General features: G+C 41.4%; 12 protein-coding genes. 7 read left to right on the forward strand and 5 right to left on the reverse strand.

Features of this window, described 5'->3' with window-relative positions; translation table 11 throughout:
- Positions 1 to 12 precede the first annotated feature (12 nt).
- Positions 13 to 2265 carry a transketolase family protein gene (locus NRI_RS02950; RefSeq protein WP_407635189.1) on the forward strand — a complete coding sequence of 751 codons (2253 nt, stop codon included), beginning with the start codon at positions 13 to 15 and terminating at the stop codon, positions 2263 to 2265.
- A 228-nt stretch (positions 2266 to 2493) separates the two neighbouring features.
- Positions 2494 to 3870 carry a proton-conducting transporter transmembrane domain-containing protein gene (locus NRI_RS02955; RefSeq protein WP_015816550.1) on the forward strand — a complete coding sequence of 459 codons (1377 nt, stop codon included), beginning with the start codon at positions 2494 to 2496 and terminating at the stop codon, positions 3868 to 3870.
- Here the strand turns inward: NRI_RS02955 and mnmG are convergent.
- Positions 3862 to 5748, reverse strand: a complete 1887-nt coding sequence (gene mnmG / locus NRI_RS02960; protein WP_187146002.1) for a tRNA uridine-5-carboxymethylaminomethyl(34) synthesis enzyme MnmG — start codon at positions 5746 to 5748, stop codon at positions 3862 to 3864. The two genes, NRI_RS02955 and mnmG, sit on opposite strands and share 9 nt — an antisense overlap.
- Positions 5745 to 6365, reverse strand: coding sequence for a hypothetical protein (locus NRI_RS02965; RefSeq protein WP_015816551.1), 621 nt, complete (start codon positions 6363 to 6365; stop codon positions 5745 to 5747). Before NRI_RS02965 ends, mnmG begins: the two co-directional genes overlap by 4 nt.
- Before the next feature lie 90 nt (positions 6366 to 6455).
- Here NRI_RS02965 and NRI_RS02970 point away from each other — a divergent pair, with 90 nt between their 5' ends.
- The 5 genes from NRI_RS02970 to nuoF all read left to right on the forward strand — a co-directional run bounded on the left by NRI_RS02970 (position 6456) and on the right by nuoF (position 12194).
- Positions 6456 to 6785 (forward strand): hypothetical protein, encoded by a 330-nt coding sequence (locus NRI_RS02970; protein WP_015816552.1) that lies wholly within the window; start codon positions 6456 to 6458, stop codon positions 6783 to 6785.
- A gap of 39 nt (positions 6786 to 6824) precedes the next feature.
- On the forward strand, positions 6825 to 7376 hold the full coding sequence (locus tag NRI_RS02975) for a LolA family protein (protein WP_015816553.1): 552 nt from the start codon (positions 6825 to 6827) through the stop codon (positions 7374 to 7376).
- A 409-nt stretch (positions 7377 to 7785) separates the two neighbouring features.
- Complete coding sequence (locus NRI_RS02980) at positions 7786 to 8322, forward strand: nicotinate-nucleotide adenylyltransferase (protein ID WP_049751178.1); 537 nt, start codon at positions 7786 to 7788, stop codon at positions 8320 to 8322.
- A gap of 492 nt (positions 8323 to 8814) precedes the next feature.
- On the forward strand, positions 8815 to 10548 hold the full coding sequence (gene recJ, locus NRI_RS02985; RefSeq protein ID WP_015816555.1) for a single-stranded-DNA-specific exonuclease RecJ: 1734 nt from the start codon (positions 8815 to 8817) through the stop codon (positions 10546 to 10548).
- A gap of 404 nt (positions 10549 to 10952) precedes the next feature.
- Complete coding sequence (gene nuoF / locus NRI_RS02990; RefSeq protein WP_015816557.1) at positions 10953 to 12194, forward strand: NADH-quinone oxidoreductase subunit NuoF; 1242 nt, start codon at positions 10953 to 10955, stop codon at positions 12192 to 12194.
- A 58-nt stretch (positions 12195 to 12252) separates the two neighbouring features.
- On the opposite strand, the gene NRI_RS02995 is transcribed toward nuoF, so the two are convergent.
- The 3 genes from NRI_RS02995 to bamA form a co-directional block, all read right to left on the reverse strand.
- A complete protein-coding gene (locus tag NRI_RS02995) occupies positions 12253 to 13551 on the reverse strand; it encodes a bifunctional folylpolyglutamate synthase/dihydrofolate synthase (protein WP_081436407.1) in 1299 nt (432 codons plus the stop codon).
- Positions 13552 to 13977: 426 nt separating this feature from the next.
- Positions 13978 to 15630 carry a tRNA uridine-5-carboxymethylaminomethyl(34) synthesis GTPase MnmE gene (gene mnmE / locus NRI_RS03000; protein ID WP_015816559.1) on the reverse strand — a complete coding sequence of 551 codons (1653 nt, stop codon included), beginning with the start codon at positions 15628 to 15630 and terminating at the stop codon, positions 13978 to 13980.
- Positions 15631 to 15633: 3 nt separating this feature from the next.
- Positions 15634 to 17832: an outer membrane protein assembly factor BamA gene (gene bamA / locus NRI_RS03005; RefSeq protein WP_238522981.1), complete on the reverse strand. Its 2199-nt coding sequence runs from the start codon at positions 17830 to 17832 to the stop codon at positions 15634 to 15636.
- Positions 17833 to 17837: the final 5 nt, after the last annotated feature.

Raw genomic sequence — 17837 nt, forward strand, 5'->3', positions numbered from 1 at the left:
ACTATGAGGAGGATGTCTGCAGCAATACGCGCATTGACTATAGATGCAGTGAGCCGTGCAAATTCTGGGCATCCTGGAATGCCCTTGGGAATGGCAGATGTCGCAACTGTCCTCTTCACAAAGTTCCTCAAGTTTTGTCCTAACGACCCTGACTGGCCTGATAGAGATCGTTTTGTATTGTCAGCAGGCCATGGCTCGATGCTATTGTATTCTCTACTGTACCTAACCGGTTATCCGGACTACACGATTGAAGAACTCAAAAATTTCAGGCAGTTGCACTCGAAAACACCTGGACACCCTGAGTACAGGATCGCAAAAGGAATAGAAAATACGTCTGGACCTCTTGGACAGGGTCTTGCAACGGGCATAGGAATGGCACTTGCAGAAGCAACATTAAACAGCCGCTTCGGGAATATCATAGACCACTATACTTACATCATTGCTGGAGATGGATGTCTTATGGAGGGAATCAGCCACGAAGCAGCATCTTTTGCTGGCCACATGAAACTCCGTAAGATAATACTTTTTTTCGATGACAACGGAATTTCAATCGACGGGAGCACATCATTATGCTCATCAGATAATAATCTAAAACGTTTTGAAAGTTATGGATGGGATGTGCAGCAAATAGATGGCCACGACTTTGCTGCAATAGAGGGTGCAATAGCAAATGCCAGATCATCTGATAGGCCATCTCTGATTGCGGCAAAAACAGTGATAGGCAAATTCATGCCAAAGGAAGGTACCAACAAGACCCACAGTGGTGGCCTCACACGAGAAGAAGTAATCGCATTTAGGAAAAGGTTGGAATACACATTAGAAGAATTCTCTATCCCCGAAGACGTCCTACGGAAGTGGCGCTCCTTGGGCAGTCTAGAAAAATATCAGGAATGGCAACTCGCTTACAATAATCTTCCTGCAGAAGTTTCATTAGCCTTGGGAAAAACAGGAGCCAGCCGTAACACTGATTTTCTTTTGAGCAGTTGCAAAGCCTCAACCAAAACACAAGGTAATCCTTCAAATGAAGAAGATTATATTTCTGCATCAGTAACACCTTATCTAGAGGGTATGAATAATTCCTATGGAGAACCTCAAAAGCAGAACGACGTAAATGGTGGTGTGTGCAATAGTCCTGAACTACTGATATCCAGAGATAAACAAGCATTGTGTCATACTACAACCTCAGACAGCAGTATTGGTAAGTCCAACTCAAAAAGCTCAATGCAAGATCTATGCACCGAGCCACAAGAATATCATCCACTAAAATACACAGAGATATTCGATGAACTGAAGAATTTCAGTCAAGAAGTTTTCTCCGAAGCAACAAGGCAATCTTCAGGAAGAGTGGTAAAATTTCTCACAAGTAAAATACCTGAGATGCTTGGTGGTTCGTGTGATCTTACTGACTCCAATAACGTGATCCCAGAACCATTTAAACCAATAAGTGCCCGTAATTATAATGGTAATTACATACACTACGGTGTCAGAGAACATTTCATGGGAGCATGTATGAATGGTATGGCTCTACACGGAAACATTATTCCATATGGCGGAACTTTCCTTATCTTCTCAGACTATATGAGGCCCTCTATCAGGATGTCTGCGTTGATGGGTCTACAAAGCATATATGTGATGACGCACGATTCAATAGGTGTTGGTGAAGACGGACCGACTCATCAACCGGTTGAACAGCTAGACAGTTTAAATCTTATTCCAAATTTGTATGTTTTCAGGCCATGTGACCATATAGAGGTAGTGGAATCCTGGCAAGCCGCTTTGAGTATTACAAATGCACCGTCAGTAATAGTTTTGTCTCGGCAAAAGGTAAATTATTTGCAAAGGGAATTCCCAGAAGAAAACATGTGCTGTAAAGGTGCATACCTGATAAAGAAAGCATCTCAAAAAGCAAAGGTTTCCCTTTTGGCAAGCGGGTCCGAAGTTAGCATCTGTGCTGAAGTTCAAAGTGCATTGGAAAAGTTAGGCTATCCAACAGACCTGCTATCTGTGCCCTGCATTTCCATTCTCAAGAGAAACTCAACTAACCAAAATAGGAAACAATTAATTGAACCTGACAGCATACCATTTGTTGTCGAAGCAAGCTCAGGTTTAATGATTAGCTCCATGTTTGGTGTGGATTCAGAGTCACTTTTTAATATCACGGAGTTTGGTGTATCCGCACCGTACGATAAGGTGTATAATCACTTTGGTTTGACTGTTGCAGCTGTATTAGAGCGTTGCCTGGAAAAGTTATCGAAGTTCGCGTGACAGATGGTTTGTTTGCCTTCTCATCTGCGTAGAGCTGCCCCATTGAGGTGAGTTCTATAGGTGAAGTCGGTTTGTACGGTCTCGTGATTGCCCTAGCTATCTCAACTCTTCCCTATTTACGCTGCAGTAGGTGTCACTGATTTTGGAGAGGTGTAGCAGTGAACACAAATATATTGCTTCACAAAATTGATTTAACATACCACATATATAGGAAGAGTTGATTCAAGAATGTACCAAACTCTTTTAATCCTAGAGGTGATCTCACCCCTGCTTGCCGCGCTCTTATTGGTCTTTTCAAATGGGAAAGTCTATAAGCGTGCGCTCTTGCTTGTTGCACAGACGTTTGGTATTGGCAGCTCAATCGCGATATTTGCACACACCTCACAAGGAACGAAAATATCACTCACGGTTGGTGGATGGGAGTCCATCTACGGAATCGAAATTGCAGCCGATCACTACACGGCAATTATGCTACTTCTCCTCAATACGGTCACAGCCCTGACCGTACTGCACTCATTCCAGAAAGATAGAGAAAGTCTTTTCTATAGCATCTTGATGCTGTGTCACACTGGTCTTTCGGGGATGGTAATATCAAACGACCTATTCAATATTTATGTCTTTCTCGAACTCTCCTCGCTAGCAAGCTACACGCTTGTTGCAACTAAAGGGACACAAGAATCATATAAAGCAGCATTTGAATATCTCATAATTGGAACAATTGCTGCAACGTTCTACTTGATTGGAATCGGACTCATATATGCAGTCACTGGACACCTGAATGTTGGAATCATCACCTCCATGTCAGACATAGTACTAAGTTCACATGTCGGCAGGGCAGGTGCAACACTCGTAATACTTGGCATAATAGGCAAATGCGCTTTATTTCCTCTACATTTCTGGTTGGTACGTTGTTATAGCGCTACAAGCACAACCGTAGCAGCATTTTTGTCGGGAGTGAGCTCAAAAGTTGGGTTGTATCTATTAGCTAAGTTTGTGTACACGATCCTTGGTGCACGTGTCTTGGTCCTTTCTGGCTTTCCTTTGAACATGGTGATACTGATTTTAAGCACGCTAGCAATTTTTGTATGCGGTCTGCAGGCAATCACAACGCAGGACGTAAGGCAAATGCTTAGCTATTCCAGCATTTCACAAATTGGTTATATCTCCTTGACACTTTCACTTGGATCTGATTACTCTGTTTCGGTTGCAATGCTCCAGATGCTTGCACACGCAGTGACCAAATCAGGACTGTTCATGCTAGCCGGAGGACCAATACATCAGACTGAAAAAAGACACAAACAGTCGCCCATGAGAAACATCTATCTTCTTATTGCAACACTCAGCTTAGCTGGAATCCCCTTTACAGCGGGGTTTCTAGGAAAGCTTGAGCTCCTTCTTCTCACGGTACACATGCACCACTATTTAACTTTGCTGATTCTGATAATTGGAAGCATTATCACTGCGATCTATAGCTGGAAGATTTTCAATGCATTACACAATTTTGAAGCAGGGAATTCGATCCTATTTCACGTACCGCTGTCAGCACTTTCTCTGATAAACATTGTCATTCTACTAACGAGTGGATTCTTTTTGAAACTAATTTAACTGGTTAAGAGCCGGATCCAAATCCTTAGGAAAAGACTGGGATCCTTCAGCACTTAATCTTCTCAAATGGATCAAAATTGACACAATTGCAGCAGGCGTAACACCTGAAATCCTCTTAGCCTGGGCAAGCGTTTCCGGACGCACAGCTTGAAGTTTTTCTATTATTTCCGATGAAAGGGTCTTTATAGCACCAAAGTCAAAGTTTGAAGGAATAACAACTTTCTCGTTATTTCGAAGTAGCTTTATATCCTGCTCCTGCCTGAGTAAGTACGGCTCATATCTAGCGTTAATAGTAAGCATTTCTCTATATTCTTCCGGCACCTCAGATAACTCAGACCAAATTCTCAACAAATCTTCAAAACCAAAAAGCGGTTGTGTTATAAGATTCCACGCACTTTTCCTTACTCCATCCTGAGCGACTGAAATCCCTTCAATTTTTGCTAGTTCGTAAGGAGTAGTTGAAAGTTCATTAAGCTTACTTTTGTACTTATGAAAAGTTTCGTATTTCTTCCTGTACGCTGCGTAGCGTTCTTCATCAACCAAACCTACTCTATATGCTTTTTCAGTGAGTCGAAAATCCGCGTTATCAGGACGCAGATTAAGCCGATACTCTGCCCTAGAAGTAAATAACCTATATGGTTCACCGTTGGTACCAAGCGTGATGAGATCATCTATCATCACACCAATATAACCCTCGGACCTACTAATTATCAGACCTGCACCCGCAGCATTACTTCCAGCAACAATACCCTGACCAGCCGCTTCTTCATAACCCGTCGTTCCATTTATCTGACCAGCAAAATAGAGATTTTTTACCCGCTTACTCTCCAAGGTAGAACGTAATTCTCTTGGGTCAATATAATCGTATTCTATCGTATACGCGTATCTTGCCACCCTTGCTTTTTCAAGACCCGCGATACTGCGAATAAATTCTTCCTGTATCTCCTTAGGAAGGGAGTTGGAGATCCCATTTGGATATATGAGTTCTGAGTCTAAACCTTCTGGTTCTAGGAAAATTTGATGGCTATCCTTCTCGGCAAAACGGACAACCTTATCCTCGATAGACGGACAATAGCGTGGCCCCCTAGCAGATATACCATTTCTAATTGCAGAAAATTTAAGTGAATTTCTTATTATCTCGTGAGTCTTACCATTTGTATGAGTTATATAGCAAGAAACCTGTGGTACCGTTATTTCAGTATTCATATATGAGAACGGTATAGGCGGCGAATCACCTGGCTGCTCAACAAGCGCAGAATAATTGATAGAGTCTTTGTAAAGACGTGCCGGGGTTCCCGTCCTTAACCTAGCAATTTTGAAGTGTCGCCTGAGTGTATTTCCCAAGCACTGGGATGCCTTTTCACCAAACCTACCACCCTCTACCCTCTCCTTACCAGTCTGAATAACACCATTTAAGAAAGTCCCAGTAGTTAAAACAGCAGCACTACATCGGATAGTTCCGGTTTTTTCTCCGACAACACCCATAAGACGATCATTTTCAATAACAAGATCAGTGACATGGTCTTCAAGAATACTGAGCTTCTCATACTTGGTAAGCAACCCAAGCACTGCACACTTGTAAAGTTTCCTATCAGCCTGGGCGCGAGGACCCCAAACAGCAGCCCCTTTGCTCCGATTAAGTATCCTGGAATGTATACTGGCTCTATCTGTAGCCAGAGCCATGACACCCCCCATGGCATCTATTTCTTTTACGACATTGCCCTTCCCTATTCCCCCTATCGCGGGATTGCAGGACATCTCACCGATGTTCATTACACTGTTTGTCACGAGGAGAGTTTCGACACCAAGCCTTGCGGATGCAGCAGCAGCTTCAACTCCAGCATGACCCCCGCCAATCACAACAACGTATTGCATCAATCACGAGGAAAAATACGCAACATGAACTCTTTAGGCTCAAAGGTAGTATTGATGTGCAACCCTAAGTCCATCAAAAGCCTCTTTATGTAGTACAAGTGTGATCTATGGTGCTCTGGAAGTTCTATTTCATCCTCGGAACCAGAAACAATACAGTCAAACAATTTAAGTCGCTTTTCATCTATTGGAGTATCAGAAACCACAGCGAACTTCAGCTCCATATCGGCTGCAAAGACATCAATTTTAGCATAGTCGGTAAGCAATCTACTTAGGAGGAGCAACGAATGCAACATCAGGACAAAAAATTCGTCCTGGATAGATTCAATACCAAAGTGGAAAACTGCCTTTTTTCCTTTATAGAGCAAATACTGCTCAATATCTGCTAATGCTCTCGCACCTTTACTTCCTTCGAGGAACATATACTGCAGGACACGCAAGTTTATGAGCATTCGAGAATTTACCTCAAGCAACTCGTTAAAATCAAAGGCCTTTGGGTCATCTCTATTGACCTCGACCAACAAACTCAATAGAGAAACACAATTACCAAGATCGTGAAAAACGCTAGAAATTAATAAATTCAATATACTTTGAGTCTTACAATCCTTGTTAAATATAGACATCTAATTGACTAGCTACCCTTTTAAAGGTTAACATGGTCGCAGGAGTTTTGATACAGAGCAGCTTCAAGAGTTTAGATATCCGGGGGTTTTATGGCTGATAACATAAAAGGTGATGATGCAGATTTAGATTTGGATCTCGAAAATTTATCCGAAGAATACATGGCTTCTGTGCAGGAGCAGATTAAGAAATTCACTGAGAATCCAGAGGTTCTCCAGAAGGCTTTGGCTCCTTTTATGAAGCTCCAAAGTGAGTATATGAAGGACCCTGAAAAGCTTGGTAGCCTTATGTCTGGCATAGAAGGAGCAGGTGAGGATACGTTTAAGACTGAGGTTCAGGAATCACTGAAAAAACTGCGCGCGCGTCTTGCAAAAATGGATAAAAGGCTTGACGAGATTATGGCGCTCTTGTCTAAGAAATAGTACTGAGAGTTTTACTTTTTCTTTTTAATTGGGTGTGCAGTGTCAGTGAAGAGGTTTGCAGTTTTGTTCTGTGTCCTCGCTTTTTGCTGCGTGCGTGCGTCTTGCGCCCTTGATAATGCTGAGCTAGTCAGTTATCTGGCCTCACTCAGGACGCTTTGCGCTACCTTTGTTCAGTATAACCCTGATGGCACACTCAGTACCGGAAGTCTTTTTCTTTCTGTCCCTCATAAGTTCAGGGTTGACTATCACGAGGAAGGTGTCTCTGTCGCGATGAACAAGGGCATGATCACTTATCGTGATGCCACTTTAAAGGAATCCAGGAGCTTCTTCGTCGGTAAGTCGGATCCTCTATTATTAGCAATATCGGATCTCGGAGCCTTACATAGGTATAAACAATCTATTAGGGGTGGACTCTTTTATCTTGAAAGATCCTCGAAAAACAGAAAGTATGTCCTCGTGCTTAGCCATTCTCCAGCCGAAATAAGGGAAATACTTTTTGAGGACGACTCTAAACAAATAACTAGAATGATTCTTAGCGATGTGTGCTATAATGCCAGCCTTGATAGGAGCATTTTTGATATAATCAAGTGATTCCTGCCTAAATAGACACATAAGAATCTAAATCGCAGTTTTACCTCTTTTATCATCTTGTTTTAGGTCTAGGCAAGAACTTCTAATCAACGAAACGATAACGGATGGATTCTCGCTCACATGCATTACTCAATCAAAGTAGAGTTTCTTAAAACCCACATTACCAACACAAAGAGCTTCTTTATCGATGTCAGAAAATATGATACGGTTCCGAGCGCTTCAGATGCTTCAAGTGTGAGCAGCAATCGTGTACCTACTTCTTTGACATCTTTATTGTATATCGACCCCGTTTCGCCCTAATGTTCATCACCATTATTGTTGCTAAAAAGGATTTGACAAAAACAGACCTTCGATAATATTCTCCGCTTTCGAACATTTACCTATCATTTCCCGACCATAATCTTTTCCGATGTCATTGAAAATAGGACTACTAGGGGGATCCTTCAATCCACCACATACTGGACACTTATATATTTCTTTGGAGGCGCTAAAACGCCTGAATTTGCATCAAGTTTGGTGGCTCTTTTGTAGGAAGAATCCACTAAAGCAGATTTGTTATATTCCCTGCGACATTAGGGTTGAAATGGCCCGCACATTGATAGGTATTAATAAGAAAATTAAGCTCATTAATAGCGATGACGTATATACCTATAAGACTCTCAGGAAGTTGACTTCTCAATACCCGCATTATGATTTCACATGGATTGGGGGCATGGACAGCATAATGACAATTCATGCATGGGAAAATTGGAAAGAAATTATCCGAAAAGTCAGATTTGCACTTTTCGACAGAGAAAATTTCCTCCATAAATACATGAGATCAAGATTTATTTCATGTGTGGATAGAAAACGCGTCTCACCTGTACTAATTAAAAAGAAAGATATTTCGTCAACTTTACTTCGCAGTGAAAACGAATGGTACAAGCGTGTTTCAGAACCTAAATGATGCAATACGGTGAATATCTAAAATTCAGTCCTATAATTGGGATTGCAAGGTAGGAACCATAGCATCTATAAGCAATTACCGTGGTGCACACAACCTATCATAATGCTATTAAGAACCTGCATATCCGCCTTAGGTAAGTGTGGAGTATAAACCATTCAAAGGATCACACAGCGTGACAGGCTCACGTCCAGCTATGATGTGATAAACACTATAGTCTCCAGGTGTTTAATAAATAACTATGGTATAAGAACTATATACAGGGCAAACATGAAATACCTTTGTTAGGCACCCACAATTTACATGCAGATCCTAGTGTAACACAACAGGAATATGATCACCTTAGAAAGGACTAAACTGAGAAAAGTAAAGCAACTCCTATGGGTCTATTCTAGCACGTAAGACTTATAGATCCGAGAACAGCGTCGAAAATCCTGTATGATCCCTGTAGAATATACATGAAAGTCACTTCATCGAAATACATTGTAAAAGACAATGCAACACCCTAGAAAATCAATTAAAGGAAGTGTCTGGATTCACAATCACGTACCATCTAAAGAACTGCTCTTCCTAAGACAAAAATTTGGACTGTCACTAACAGTTGCATCGGTCTTATACAATCGCGTTGGAGCAGATGACGATATCGCAACTTTCCTTAATCCGAAACTCAAGCATACTTTACCGGATCCGTTCAGTCTGCTTGGAATGAAAGAAGGAATAGAAAGGATACTAAGAGCAATATCTGAAGATGAGAAAATTGTTATCTATGGTGATTACGACGTTGATGGCGCAACCTCATCTGCGCTTTTGAAAAATTACTTCAGAGAGATAGGCAAAAAGGTTGACATATATATTCCAGATAGAATTACTGAGGGTTATGGCCCTAACAAAGCTGCATTCATGCAACTAAAAAAAGAAGGGTACACACTTTGCATCACAGTGGATTGCGGCATCCTAGCTCACGCTGAAATAGAAGTAGCAAATACAATTGGCCTGGACATAATAGTTGTAGATCATCACATAAGCGCGGATGTAATACCTCCTGCCACGGCTGTAATTAATCCAAATAGAATTGACCAACCTAATGTGGCATATACTGAGCACTTAGCAGCCGTCGGAGTATCGTTTCTACTACTTATAGGATTAAATGTTGTCCTAAGGGCTAAAGGGTTTTTTGATAATAAAAAGGAGCCCAATCTTATAAATTACCTAGATCTCGTTGCATTAGGTACAGTATGTGACGTCGTTAGACTTACTGGAATCAACAGGGCTTTTGTTAAGCAAGGGCTAAAAGTGATCGACCAAAGAAAAAACTTAGGATTAAGTATACTCACCAAAGAATTGAAGCTCTTCAGTACCCTGGAGGCATATCACTTAGGTTATGTGATAGGACCACACATAAACGCAGGAGGAAGAATATCCCAATCTTCGTTAGGAAGTAGGTTGCTATCAACCCAAAACCCTGCTGAAGCAGAAGAGATAGCTACAACTCTCTGTGTTTTAAATCTAAAAAGAAAAGAAATCGAAAGAGCAGCACTCCAGGAGGTTATTACCCAAGTAGAGAAGACAAGTAAAAAGATCATTCTTGCAGCAAGTGCAAATTGGCACCAGGGAATAATAGGAATAGTTGCTTCAAGGATTAAAGATCTTTACCACCTTCCAACGATCATTCTCAGTATTGACGGTAATATAGCTAAGGCAAGTGCACGTTCGATAAAGGGTGCAAACATAGGAATGGCGGTTATAGCCGCAAAAGAAAGTGGCTTAATAATAGAAGGTGGAGGTCATAAAATGGCAGCTGGATTTTCATGTGAAACAGAAAAAATTCCAGCAATAAGAGAATTTTTTGAAGAGTACTTCAAAGAGGTGGATACACAAGAAAGCATCCATATTGATAGCGAGCTTTACATCGATACAATCACGAGTGACCTTTGTGATGACCTGAAAATTCTAGCACCTCACGGCTCGGGCAATCCCGAACCTAAATTTGTGCTCAAGGATGTGAGAGTCGTCACTAGCAGGGTTATTGGTGAGGATGGCCATATCGCATGTACACTGAGAGATGTAAGGACACACACAGTCATTCGCGGGATTGCATTTAGGGCAGATCCTATACTGAAAGAGGCAATTCTAAATTGTGAAGTCACAAATTTTCTTGTAAAGATAAAAGCTGACAACCTGGGATATAGCAACAAACCTCAAGTAATCATAGAAGATGCATCAACTTAAACAATCAAATAACCAGCCCACACCCGGTGCACTTCTCTGGAAGAAAGAAATTATGGAAACTTGACAGATAAAGCAGTGATATCTAGACGGATATTCATCACATCATCCGATTGATTTACATCAACCTCTAGCCAGGCCCCACCAGGGTCATGTCATATGGAAACATTAAGCTCACATAAAATGAGCGCTGTGATCATGCATTCAGTACTTGGAATGAAGTTATGCAGGAATGCTAAAACTCACACAGCAGAAACTCTGCAAGTATACATACACCAGAATTACAAAGGGATCGACCAAAAATAAATTACATTCCCCTCCCAGACACTGAACATAAAAAAAGACATTTGATGTTATGACTTTCTCTCTAACCTTTTGTATAATCTCGCTGTAAGACAAAGAGAATCATGCTCAAACCAGAAGATAGAATCTTTAGCAATATACAAAAAAGAGAAAGCATCACATTAAGTGAGGCACTCAGACGCGGTGATTGGAAGGACACCAAAAAATTTCTTGATAAGGAACCTGAATGGATCATAGAAGAAATTAAAAAATCTGGTCTAAGGGGAAGAGGAGGTGCAGGTTTCCCGACAGGAATAAAGTGGAGCTTCATGCCAAAAGAGAAAGAGGCTGGCAAACCGTCGTACCTAGTAGTGAATGCAGACGAATCAGAGCCAGGTACGTGTAAAGATAGAGACATAATACGTTTCGAGCCACATAAACTCATCGAAGGAATAGTATTAGCAAGTCATGCGATGCGCATAGACGTATCGTATATTTACATACGCGGGGAGTTCTATAACGAATCTCTTGTTCTAGAAAAGGTCATACACGAAGCAATGGATGCGCATCTTATTCCTGAGCAACTCAAGATTTTTGTTCATAGAGGAGCCGGAGCCTACATCTGTGGTGAAGAGACAGCCTTACTCGAATCACTTGAAGGAAAGCGAGGCATGCCGAGAATGAAACCTCCTTTCCCTGCTGGATGTGGGCTATACGGTAAGCCCACCACAATAAACAACGTGGAAAGTATTGCATCGGTCCCTACAATACTCAGTAGGGGAAGCGATTGGTTTGCAAATCTTGGTGTCAAAAATAGCTGTGGTACGAAAATATTTTGCATCTCCGGTCACGTAAACAAGCCATGTAATGTCGAAGAGGCATTGGGAATACCGCTAAAATTTCTGATTGAGAAGTACGCAGGTGGTGTCATAGGTGGCTGGGACAACCTTCTTGCAGTGATACCGGGCGGATCATCAGTACCAATGATCACTAAGGAAGTTGCAGAAACAGTCACGATGGATTTTGATTCTCTAAGAGCAGTAGGTTCTGCCCTTGGGACTGGCGGCATAATCGTAATGAACAAAGAAACTGACATAATACGGGCCATAGAGAGACTTTCACATTTCTATATGCACGAATCATGTGGTCAGTGCACACCATGCCGAGAAGGTACAGGCTGGCTGTGGAGCTTAATGAAACAATTAAGTGAAGGTAAGGGAAAAAAATCCGATGTCGATTTCTTATTACAGCTCACAAAACAAATCGAGGGAAATACTATATGCGCACTAGGTGATGCAGCTGCCTGGCCTATACAAGGTCTTATAAAAAACTTCAGGGGCGAGATAGAAGCACGTCAAAAAGGGTGATATTACCTGTTCGCTCAGAGACAATAAGGGAGCAGTCACTTGATTCGAGAGAAGCAGCTTAAGAGAGACAGCCCTCGATTTCACCATAACTGACGATGTCGCGAAAAAGAAATAGTGATCCACATAACAGAATCTTCTTGATACCTGAATCTCTACTGAGAATATGATGAAACGCATCTTCGAGAGAAGAGCTCTTTCTACATTCCAAGCCTAGCTCAAGAATGGGTTGTGCGATTTCTTCAATCGTCTTACTACGTGGCTCACCTTGTACACACACTACTGAGATACTCTCGATATTCTTGAGAAGACGGGATACAAACTCCTTTGTATCCTTATCTCTTGTCATGCCAAGAATGATATGGATCCTCCCTTTATCCAACCAATCAGAAATAGTTTTAGCTCCAGAAGGGTTGTGCGCTCCATCCATGTAGAACTCCCAGTCTTCCGGAAGCATACTAACGAGCTTATTGTTTTTGCCCCGTATCAATTGTAATCTAGCTGGCCAGTCCGCATTTCTAATACCGATACTGACACATTCAACACTAATTGCATCACAATTATACCTACTATTCAAAATTGTTGCTGCAGCAATTGCATTACCTGCGTTCCCAATTTGGTGTAAGCCTCTCAAATTGGGGAGTGGATATTCCTCCACATGTGAACCAACACTAAACTGTAACGTCTTCCCATCATTCCCGACGTCCCACTCATGCCCTTGCCTAAAAACAGGAGCTCTTTTACTCTTGGCAACATCCTGTATGATGTCCATAGCTTCGCTATGTTGTCTTGCAATAACGCAGGGAACTCCATCCTTGATAATACCAGCTTTTTCATATGCAATTTGAGCAATAGTTGCACCTAAATAAGAAGTATGATCAAAATCTATTGCCGTGATAATTGTCGCTATTGGCTTAGAAAAAACATTTGTTGCATCTAGCCTACCACCCATGCCAGTTTCAATCAGAGAAAAATCAGCATTACTACGCGAGAAAGCCAAAATCGCAGCAAGTGTGGTCCCTTCAAAAAAAGTTAATTTTTCGCCCTGGGAAGCAATTCTCACATCTTCTAGAACATCGTAGAGAAACTTATCACTTATTTCCCTGTTACAAAGCACTATTCGTTCGTTAAAGTATCTTAGGTGGGGTGACGTATAAACATTCACCGAATAACCTGAAGCCTGAAGTATTGCTCGAAGAAATGCTGTCGTAGAACCCTTACCATTCGTACCAGCAACATGTATGACTGGTGGCACAGACAAATGTGGACTTTCAAGCCTTTGCAACACACTTATTACTCTATGTAATTTCAGATCAATTTCAGTAGGCCGAGCACCTAGTGGCTTAGGCCAATGCGGCATATATACAGGCATCAGGTATCAGAAATACACATATAAAAAGCGATGAGAGTTTAGCACAGATGCACTTGCTTCGTACCATAAATCATCCTAGTGTAATAACCAATGCAGAAAAGACATTTTCAATGTTGATGTACTTTCGCACAGAAAAATATCAAAAACTCTCTGTAGTGCTCTCACTAACATGCAAAAGATGTTTTCAGTATTAGTGCATCATTACTGCAAAAGCATTGAAAGCTCTATATAATACTTTTACCAGCATGCAAGAGATATCCTTGACATTAACGTGCACCATACAAAAACCCGTCCAAAACCCTATACAGCACCACGGAGAAAAAGATAATTTCTTAAACGTGAAAATATGTCATCTGGTATGGCAATATTTTTGCACCAGTCCAAGCAATCCGCCAGATAAATAACGACATGATCTCATTTACCTATGCAAAACGAGGAAAAAATCTCATCCAAGATGTCATCCAACTTAATCTCACCTGTGACAGATGCAACATGATTGGCCGCAAGTTTAATTTCCTCTGCCGCAAGCTCGATTGGAAGATCTGTATTAAAACGTCCCAGATGCTCTAAAGCATTTTCCAATGCCAGTCGGTGCCGCGCACGTGTAATGATGTGCGCTTCAATATTTGAAGACGAAATAATATCAAAGATTTTATCAAGAAGAAGCTGCATACCTTCTCCTTCATACACGGATACACATATGTACCCCTTATCTTGCCAAAATGACAATTGCGTAGGCGCGATGTCAGCCTTCGTCACAACTTTTACTACAGGAATTTCTAGCCTCTTTGCTGTCGTAAATAATTCATTGAATCCTCCGTCGACGTCATCACTACACTCATCATCATCTGGATCGTGCTCCTGTATCATCCCATGATACAGCACATTACAATCTTCCTCCTTATGCCGTTCATGAAGAATATCTCGCAAATTGAGATCCCTCTTCTCAATATCCGGATAGTTTATATTCTTACTTCCAATACCCGACTCATCCGATTGTATTTCCGAAGCCCAGTCACTTGAACCCATAAGCTTATCCACATGTCTTTGATCAATGTGTATGTGCTCTCTACTTTCCAGATCCCCCATTTGCCTGTCCAGATGTCGCTCAATAACGAAGTTTGCTACATCTTCGCGTCTTGCATTTGTAACATGCAATTCGGTTATATCTCTAAGAAAGACAATTACATCCGCTTCGGTTGCTTTTTTGAGCGCCCTAGCTATACCCATTTTTTCTATTGCATCACAGGTTTCCTGGATTCCAGCCGTATCTGATAGGATCAGTGGATAACCATGACAATCTAGTCTTACCTCAAGTATATCTCTCGTAGTACCGGGAATATCGGTAACAATTGCAAGATCCCTTTTAGCAAGATAGTTAAAAAGAGTTGATTTACCTGCATTGGGTTTCCCAACTATTACAACCGAGAAACCTTCTCTAATTTTTTCCCCAACTTTACCGTCAGCAAGATAATGAGAAATGTCGCGTTGTATAGCAAGGATCGATTGTTGTATCTCTACAAGTACGGTTTCTGGTATTTCTTCATCTGGAAAGTCTATATAAGCCTCCAAATACGAAAGCACTTTGATTATTTTACTACGTAGAGAGTGATATCCTTCAGCTAATTTCCCTGATAAATGCCGAGAGGCTTGTTTTAATTGTTCCCGCGTCTCAGCGTTAATTATATCTATTATGCCCTCTGCTTTAGTGAGATCCATTCTGTTATTCAGAACTGCTCTCCTGGTAAACTCACCCGGCTCAGCAGGTTTGAACAAAGTAGAAAGCTTCTCACTGATATACCGCAGAACTGCTATGCTACCATGTGAATGCACTTCAACAACATCCTCACCAGTAAAACTCGCAGGAGAAGCAAAATAAATAACCAATACCTCATCGATCAGGAGCTGCTCATCGAAAAGTCTTGTAAAATACGCAAACCTAGGACGCGGTCGCTTGATATCTAACCCGAGGACTTTTAGAGCTTGTAGCGCATCTGGCCCAGAAATTCTAAAAACGGCTACACCCGACTTCCCAAAGACAGTAGAAAGCGCGTATATGGTTGACATTCGCTAGAATGGTGACACTATACCGAACTTTACAGTCTTCACTTTATCTCCTTTTCCCTCTACCAAAGCCTTAGCGACATCCACTCTCAGGACACCAAACGGACTATTCCATACTAAACCCGCGCCAACACTACTCCTTAAAGCATGTGAGTCATAAACTTTTTCCGTAGTAACATCCACACCCGTTAAAGTACCAACCTCATAGAAAAAAGCAGCTTTCAAATCAAGCTCTACAGGCAGCCTCATCGGCACTTGCACTTCCGCAGTACCAAGAATGAAAAAGTTTCCACCTAAGGCATCGTCCGTTTCGACATCACGTGGACCAATGCCAAGATTATCAAACCCACGCATTTCGTTGAGGAAAAACCTATTGGCAACATCAACGCCTTGTCCAGAATATCCAAATATATTGCCTGCACGCACAATGAGGCTCAAAACCGCGCTTTGATCAAAAACAGAAACAAAGCCACCAGCTTTAAAATCAGATCGTAAGAACTTAACATCTCCGCCAATGCCAGCAAATTTGTTACCGAATCTGACTCCGTAGCCGTATCTAGGAACAAAATAATTATCCAGTTTATTCAGGAAGAGCGAATAACTAACCGCAGAGAGAATTTTGGTTCCAGCGCTACTCTTGACAGATTCAGGCGCATCACCCTCAACATCGAAAATCTTATCGAAGCTCAATGAATAACCAAGGTGCAAACGTAAATCATCTCTAAGAGAGTAACTCACTGAACCATCACCACCAACAGATGAGAATTTGTACAATCCATTCGCCTTTTCATTACGGTTCTTGTAAAAGACAGACGCACCCGCTGTGATAAATGTGTCGAAGATTCGTTTTCGCTGAAACTCCATAGAGTAATTACTTCCCAAAGAAGCTTTTTGCAACTCAACAACTAAACGATCGGATGTACCAAAAAGGTTATTCTCAACAAAGGAAAAGTTTCCGAAAAAACCAACATCTGATCCATAGCCACCACTCAGATTTAGCGTCCCAGTAGGACGCTCTTTTACTCTTACCTCCAGTATGAGATTTTGACCATCAATTTTATGTTCCTCTATGTAAACCTCGTCAAAAAAACCTAAATTAAGTATCCGTCTGCGCGAATCCGCAACTTTACTAGGTTGGTACAAATCATTCTCGCTCAAGAGCATTTCGCGCCTGATGACTGTATCCTTAGTCCTTGTGTTACCACTTATGTTAATCTTTCGAATTCTATATTTCTTCGTGCTAACAACATGATACGTAAGATCCACCCTACCATTAGCATCAGGATGATATTCAGGAACAACATTGACAAACATATGTCCCCTTTCATTCAGTACACTTAGCAGCGTTAAGGCATTTTCCCTCACAGCACCTATATTGAAAACAGCACCCTCCCTTATCCTGACCTTTTCTTTTAGATCACTTATCTCTATCTCACCTTTCTCTGAAACAACACTTACCCTACCGAAGCTGTACCTAGCCCCCTCTTTTAGCTTGAAAACTAGAACAACACCATCTTCATTTTCTCTCTCCTCGAGGCCCTCTAACGCATAGTCAAAATACCCCTTTCCTTGATAAAAATCGGCCAATAAATCCTTATCAAATTCTAATTTCTCCCTTGAGTAGTAGTGCGCCGTACCAAAAAGTCTTAGTATGCTCTTTTCCCTGCTCCTGATAACATGCTTGAGAACCCTATCAGAATACGTCGTATTACCCTCAAACTCTATTGCTCGAATAACAGTAGGCTTGGCTTCCTTTACCGTCACCTCGACATCTACATTATTCTCATCTATTGGAACAATTCTATAACTAATAGCTGTTTTCTCTACGACAGAATCTCTATAGTAGCTCTTCAGAGCAGTTATACTGTTCTCAAATTCGTGAACATCAAAGATCGCATCTTTTTTGTACACAAGAATTTTATCGATCGCTGCTCTACTAAGAAGTTTATTTCCTTTAACTACAACATTACGGAGTATTGGGTTCTCCTGCAGTTTTACCTCTAGGATGCCAGCTGTCAGATCCAGCTCCACACTGCTGAACAAACGTGACGCTGTAAGCCTTTTAAAAACTGCATTTAACTCATCAGAAGCTACATCCTGCCCCACTTCAACATGCAGCAATCCTCGGACCGTTGTCTCGGAGACTCTTTTATTGCCAGAAATTCTAATTTCGACTACCTCATCCGCAAAGCAAAAACTTGACAAAAAAA

It is taken from the genome of Neorickettsia risticii str. Illinois, from assembly GCF_000022525.1.
Classification (GTDB): domain Bacteria; phylum Pseudomonadota; class Alphaproteobacteria; order Rickettsiales; family Anaplasmataceae; genus Neorickettsia; species Neorickettsia risticii.

Coding starts and splice junctions, on each gene's coding strand:
- NRI_RS02950 (WP_407635189.1), top strand. CDS start 13: ATGTCTGCAGCAATACGCGCATTGACTATAGATGCAGTGAGCCGTGCA.
- NRI_RS02955 (WP_015816550.1), top strand. CDS start 2,494: ATGTACCAAACTCTTTTAATCCTAGAGGTGATCTCACCCCTGCTTGCC.
- NRI_RS02965 (WP_015816551.1), bottom strand. CDS start 6,365: ATGTCTATATTTAACAAGGATTGTAAGACTCAAAGTATATTGAATTTA.
- NRI_RS02970 (WP_015816552.1), top strand. CDS start 6,456: ATGGCTGATAACATAAAAGGTGATGATGCAGATTTAGATTTGGATCTC.
- NRI_RS02980 (WP_049751178.1), top strand. CDS start 7,786: ATGTCATTGAAAATAGGACTACTAGGGGGATCCTTCAATCCACCACAT.
- recJ (WP_015816555.1), top strand. CDS start 8,815: ATGCAACACCCTAGAAAATCAATTAAAGGAAGTGTCTGGATTCACAAT.
- nuoF (WP_015816557.1), top strand. CDS start 10,953: ATGCTCAAACCAGAAGATAGAATCTTTAGCAATATACAAAAAAGAGAA.
- NRI_RS02995 (WP_081436407.1), bottom strand. CDS start 13,551: ATGCCGCATTGGCCTAAGCCACTAGGTGCTCGGCCTACTGAAATTGAT.
- mnmE (WP_015816559.1), bottom strand. CDS start 15,630: ATGTCAACCATATACGCGCTTTCTACTGTCTTTGGGAAGTCGGGTGTA.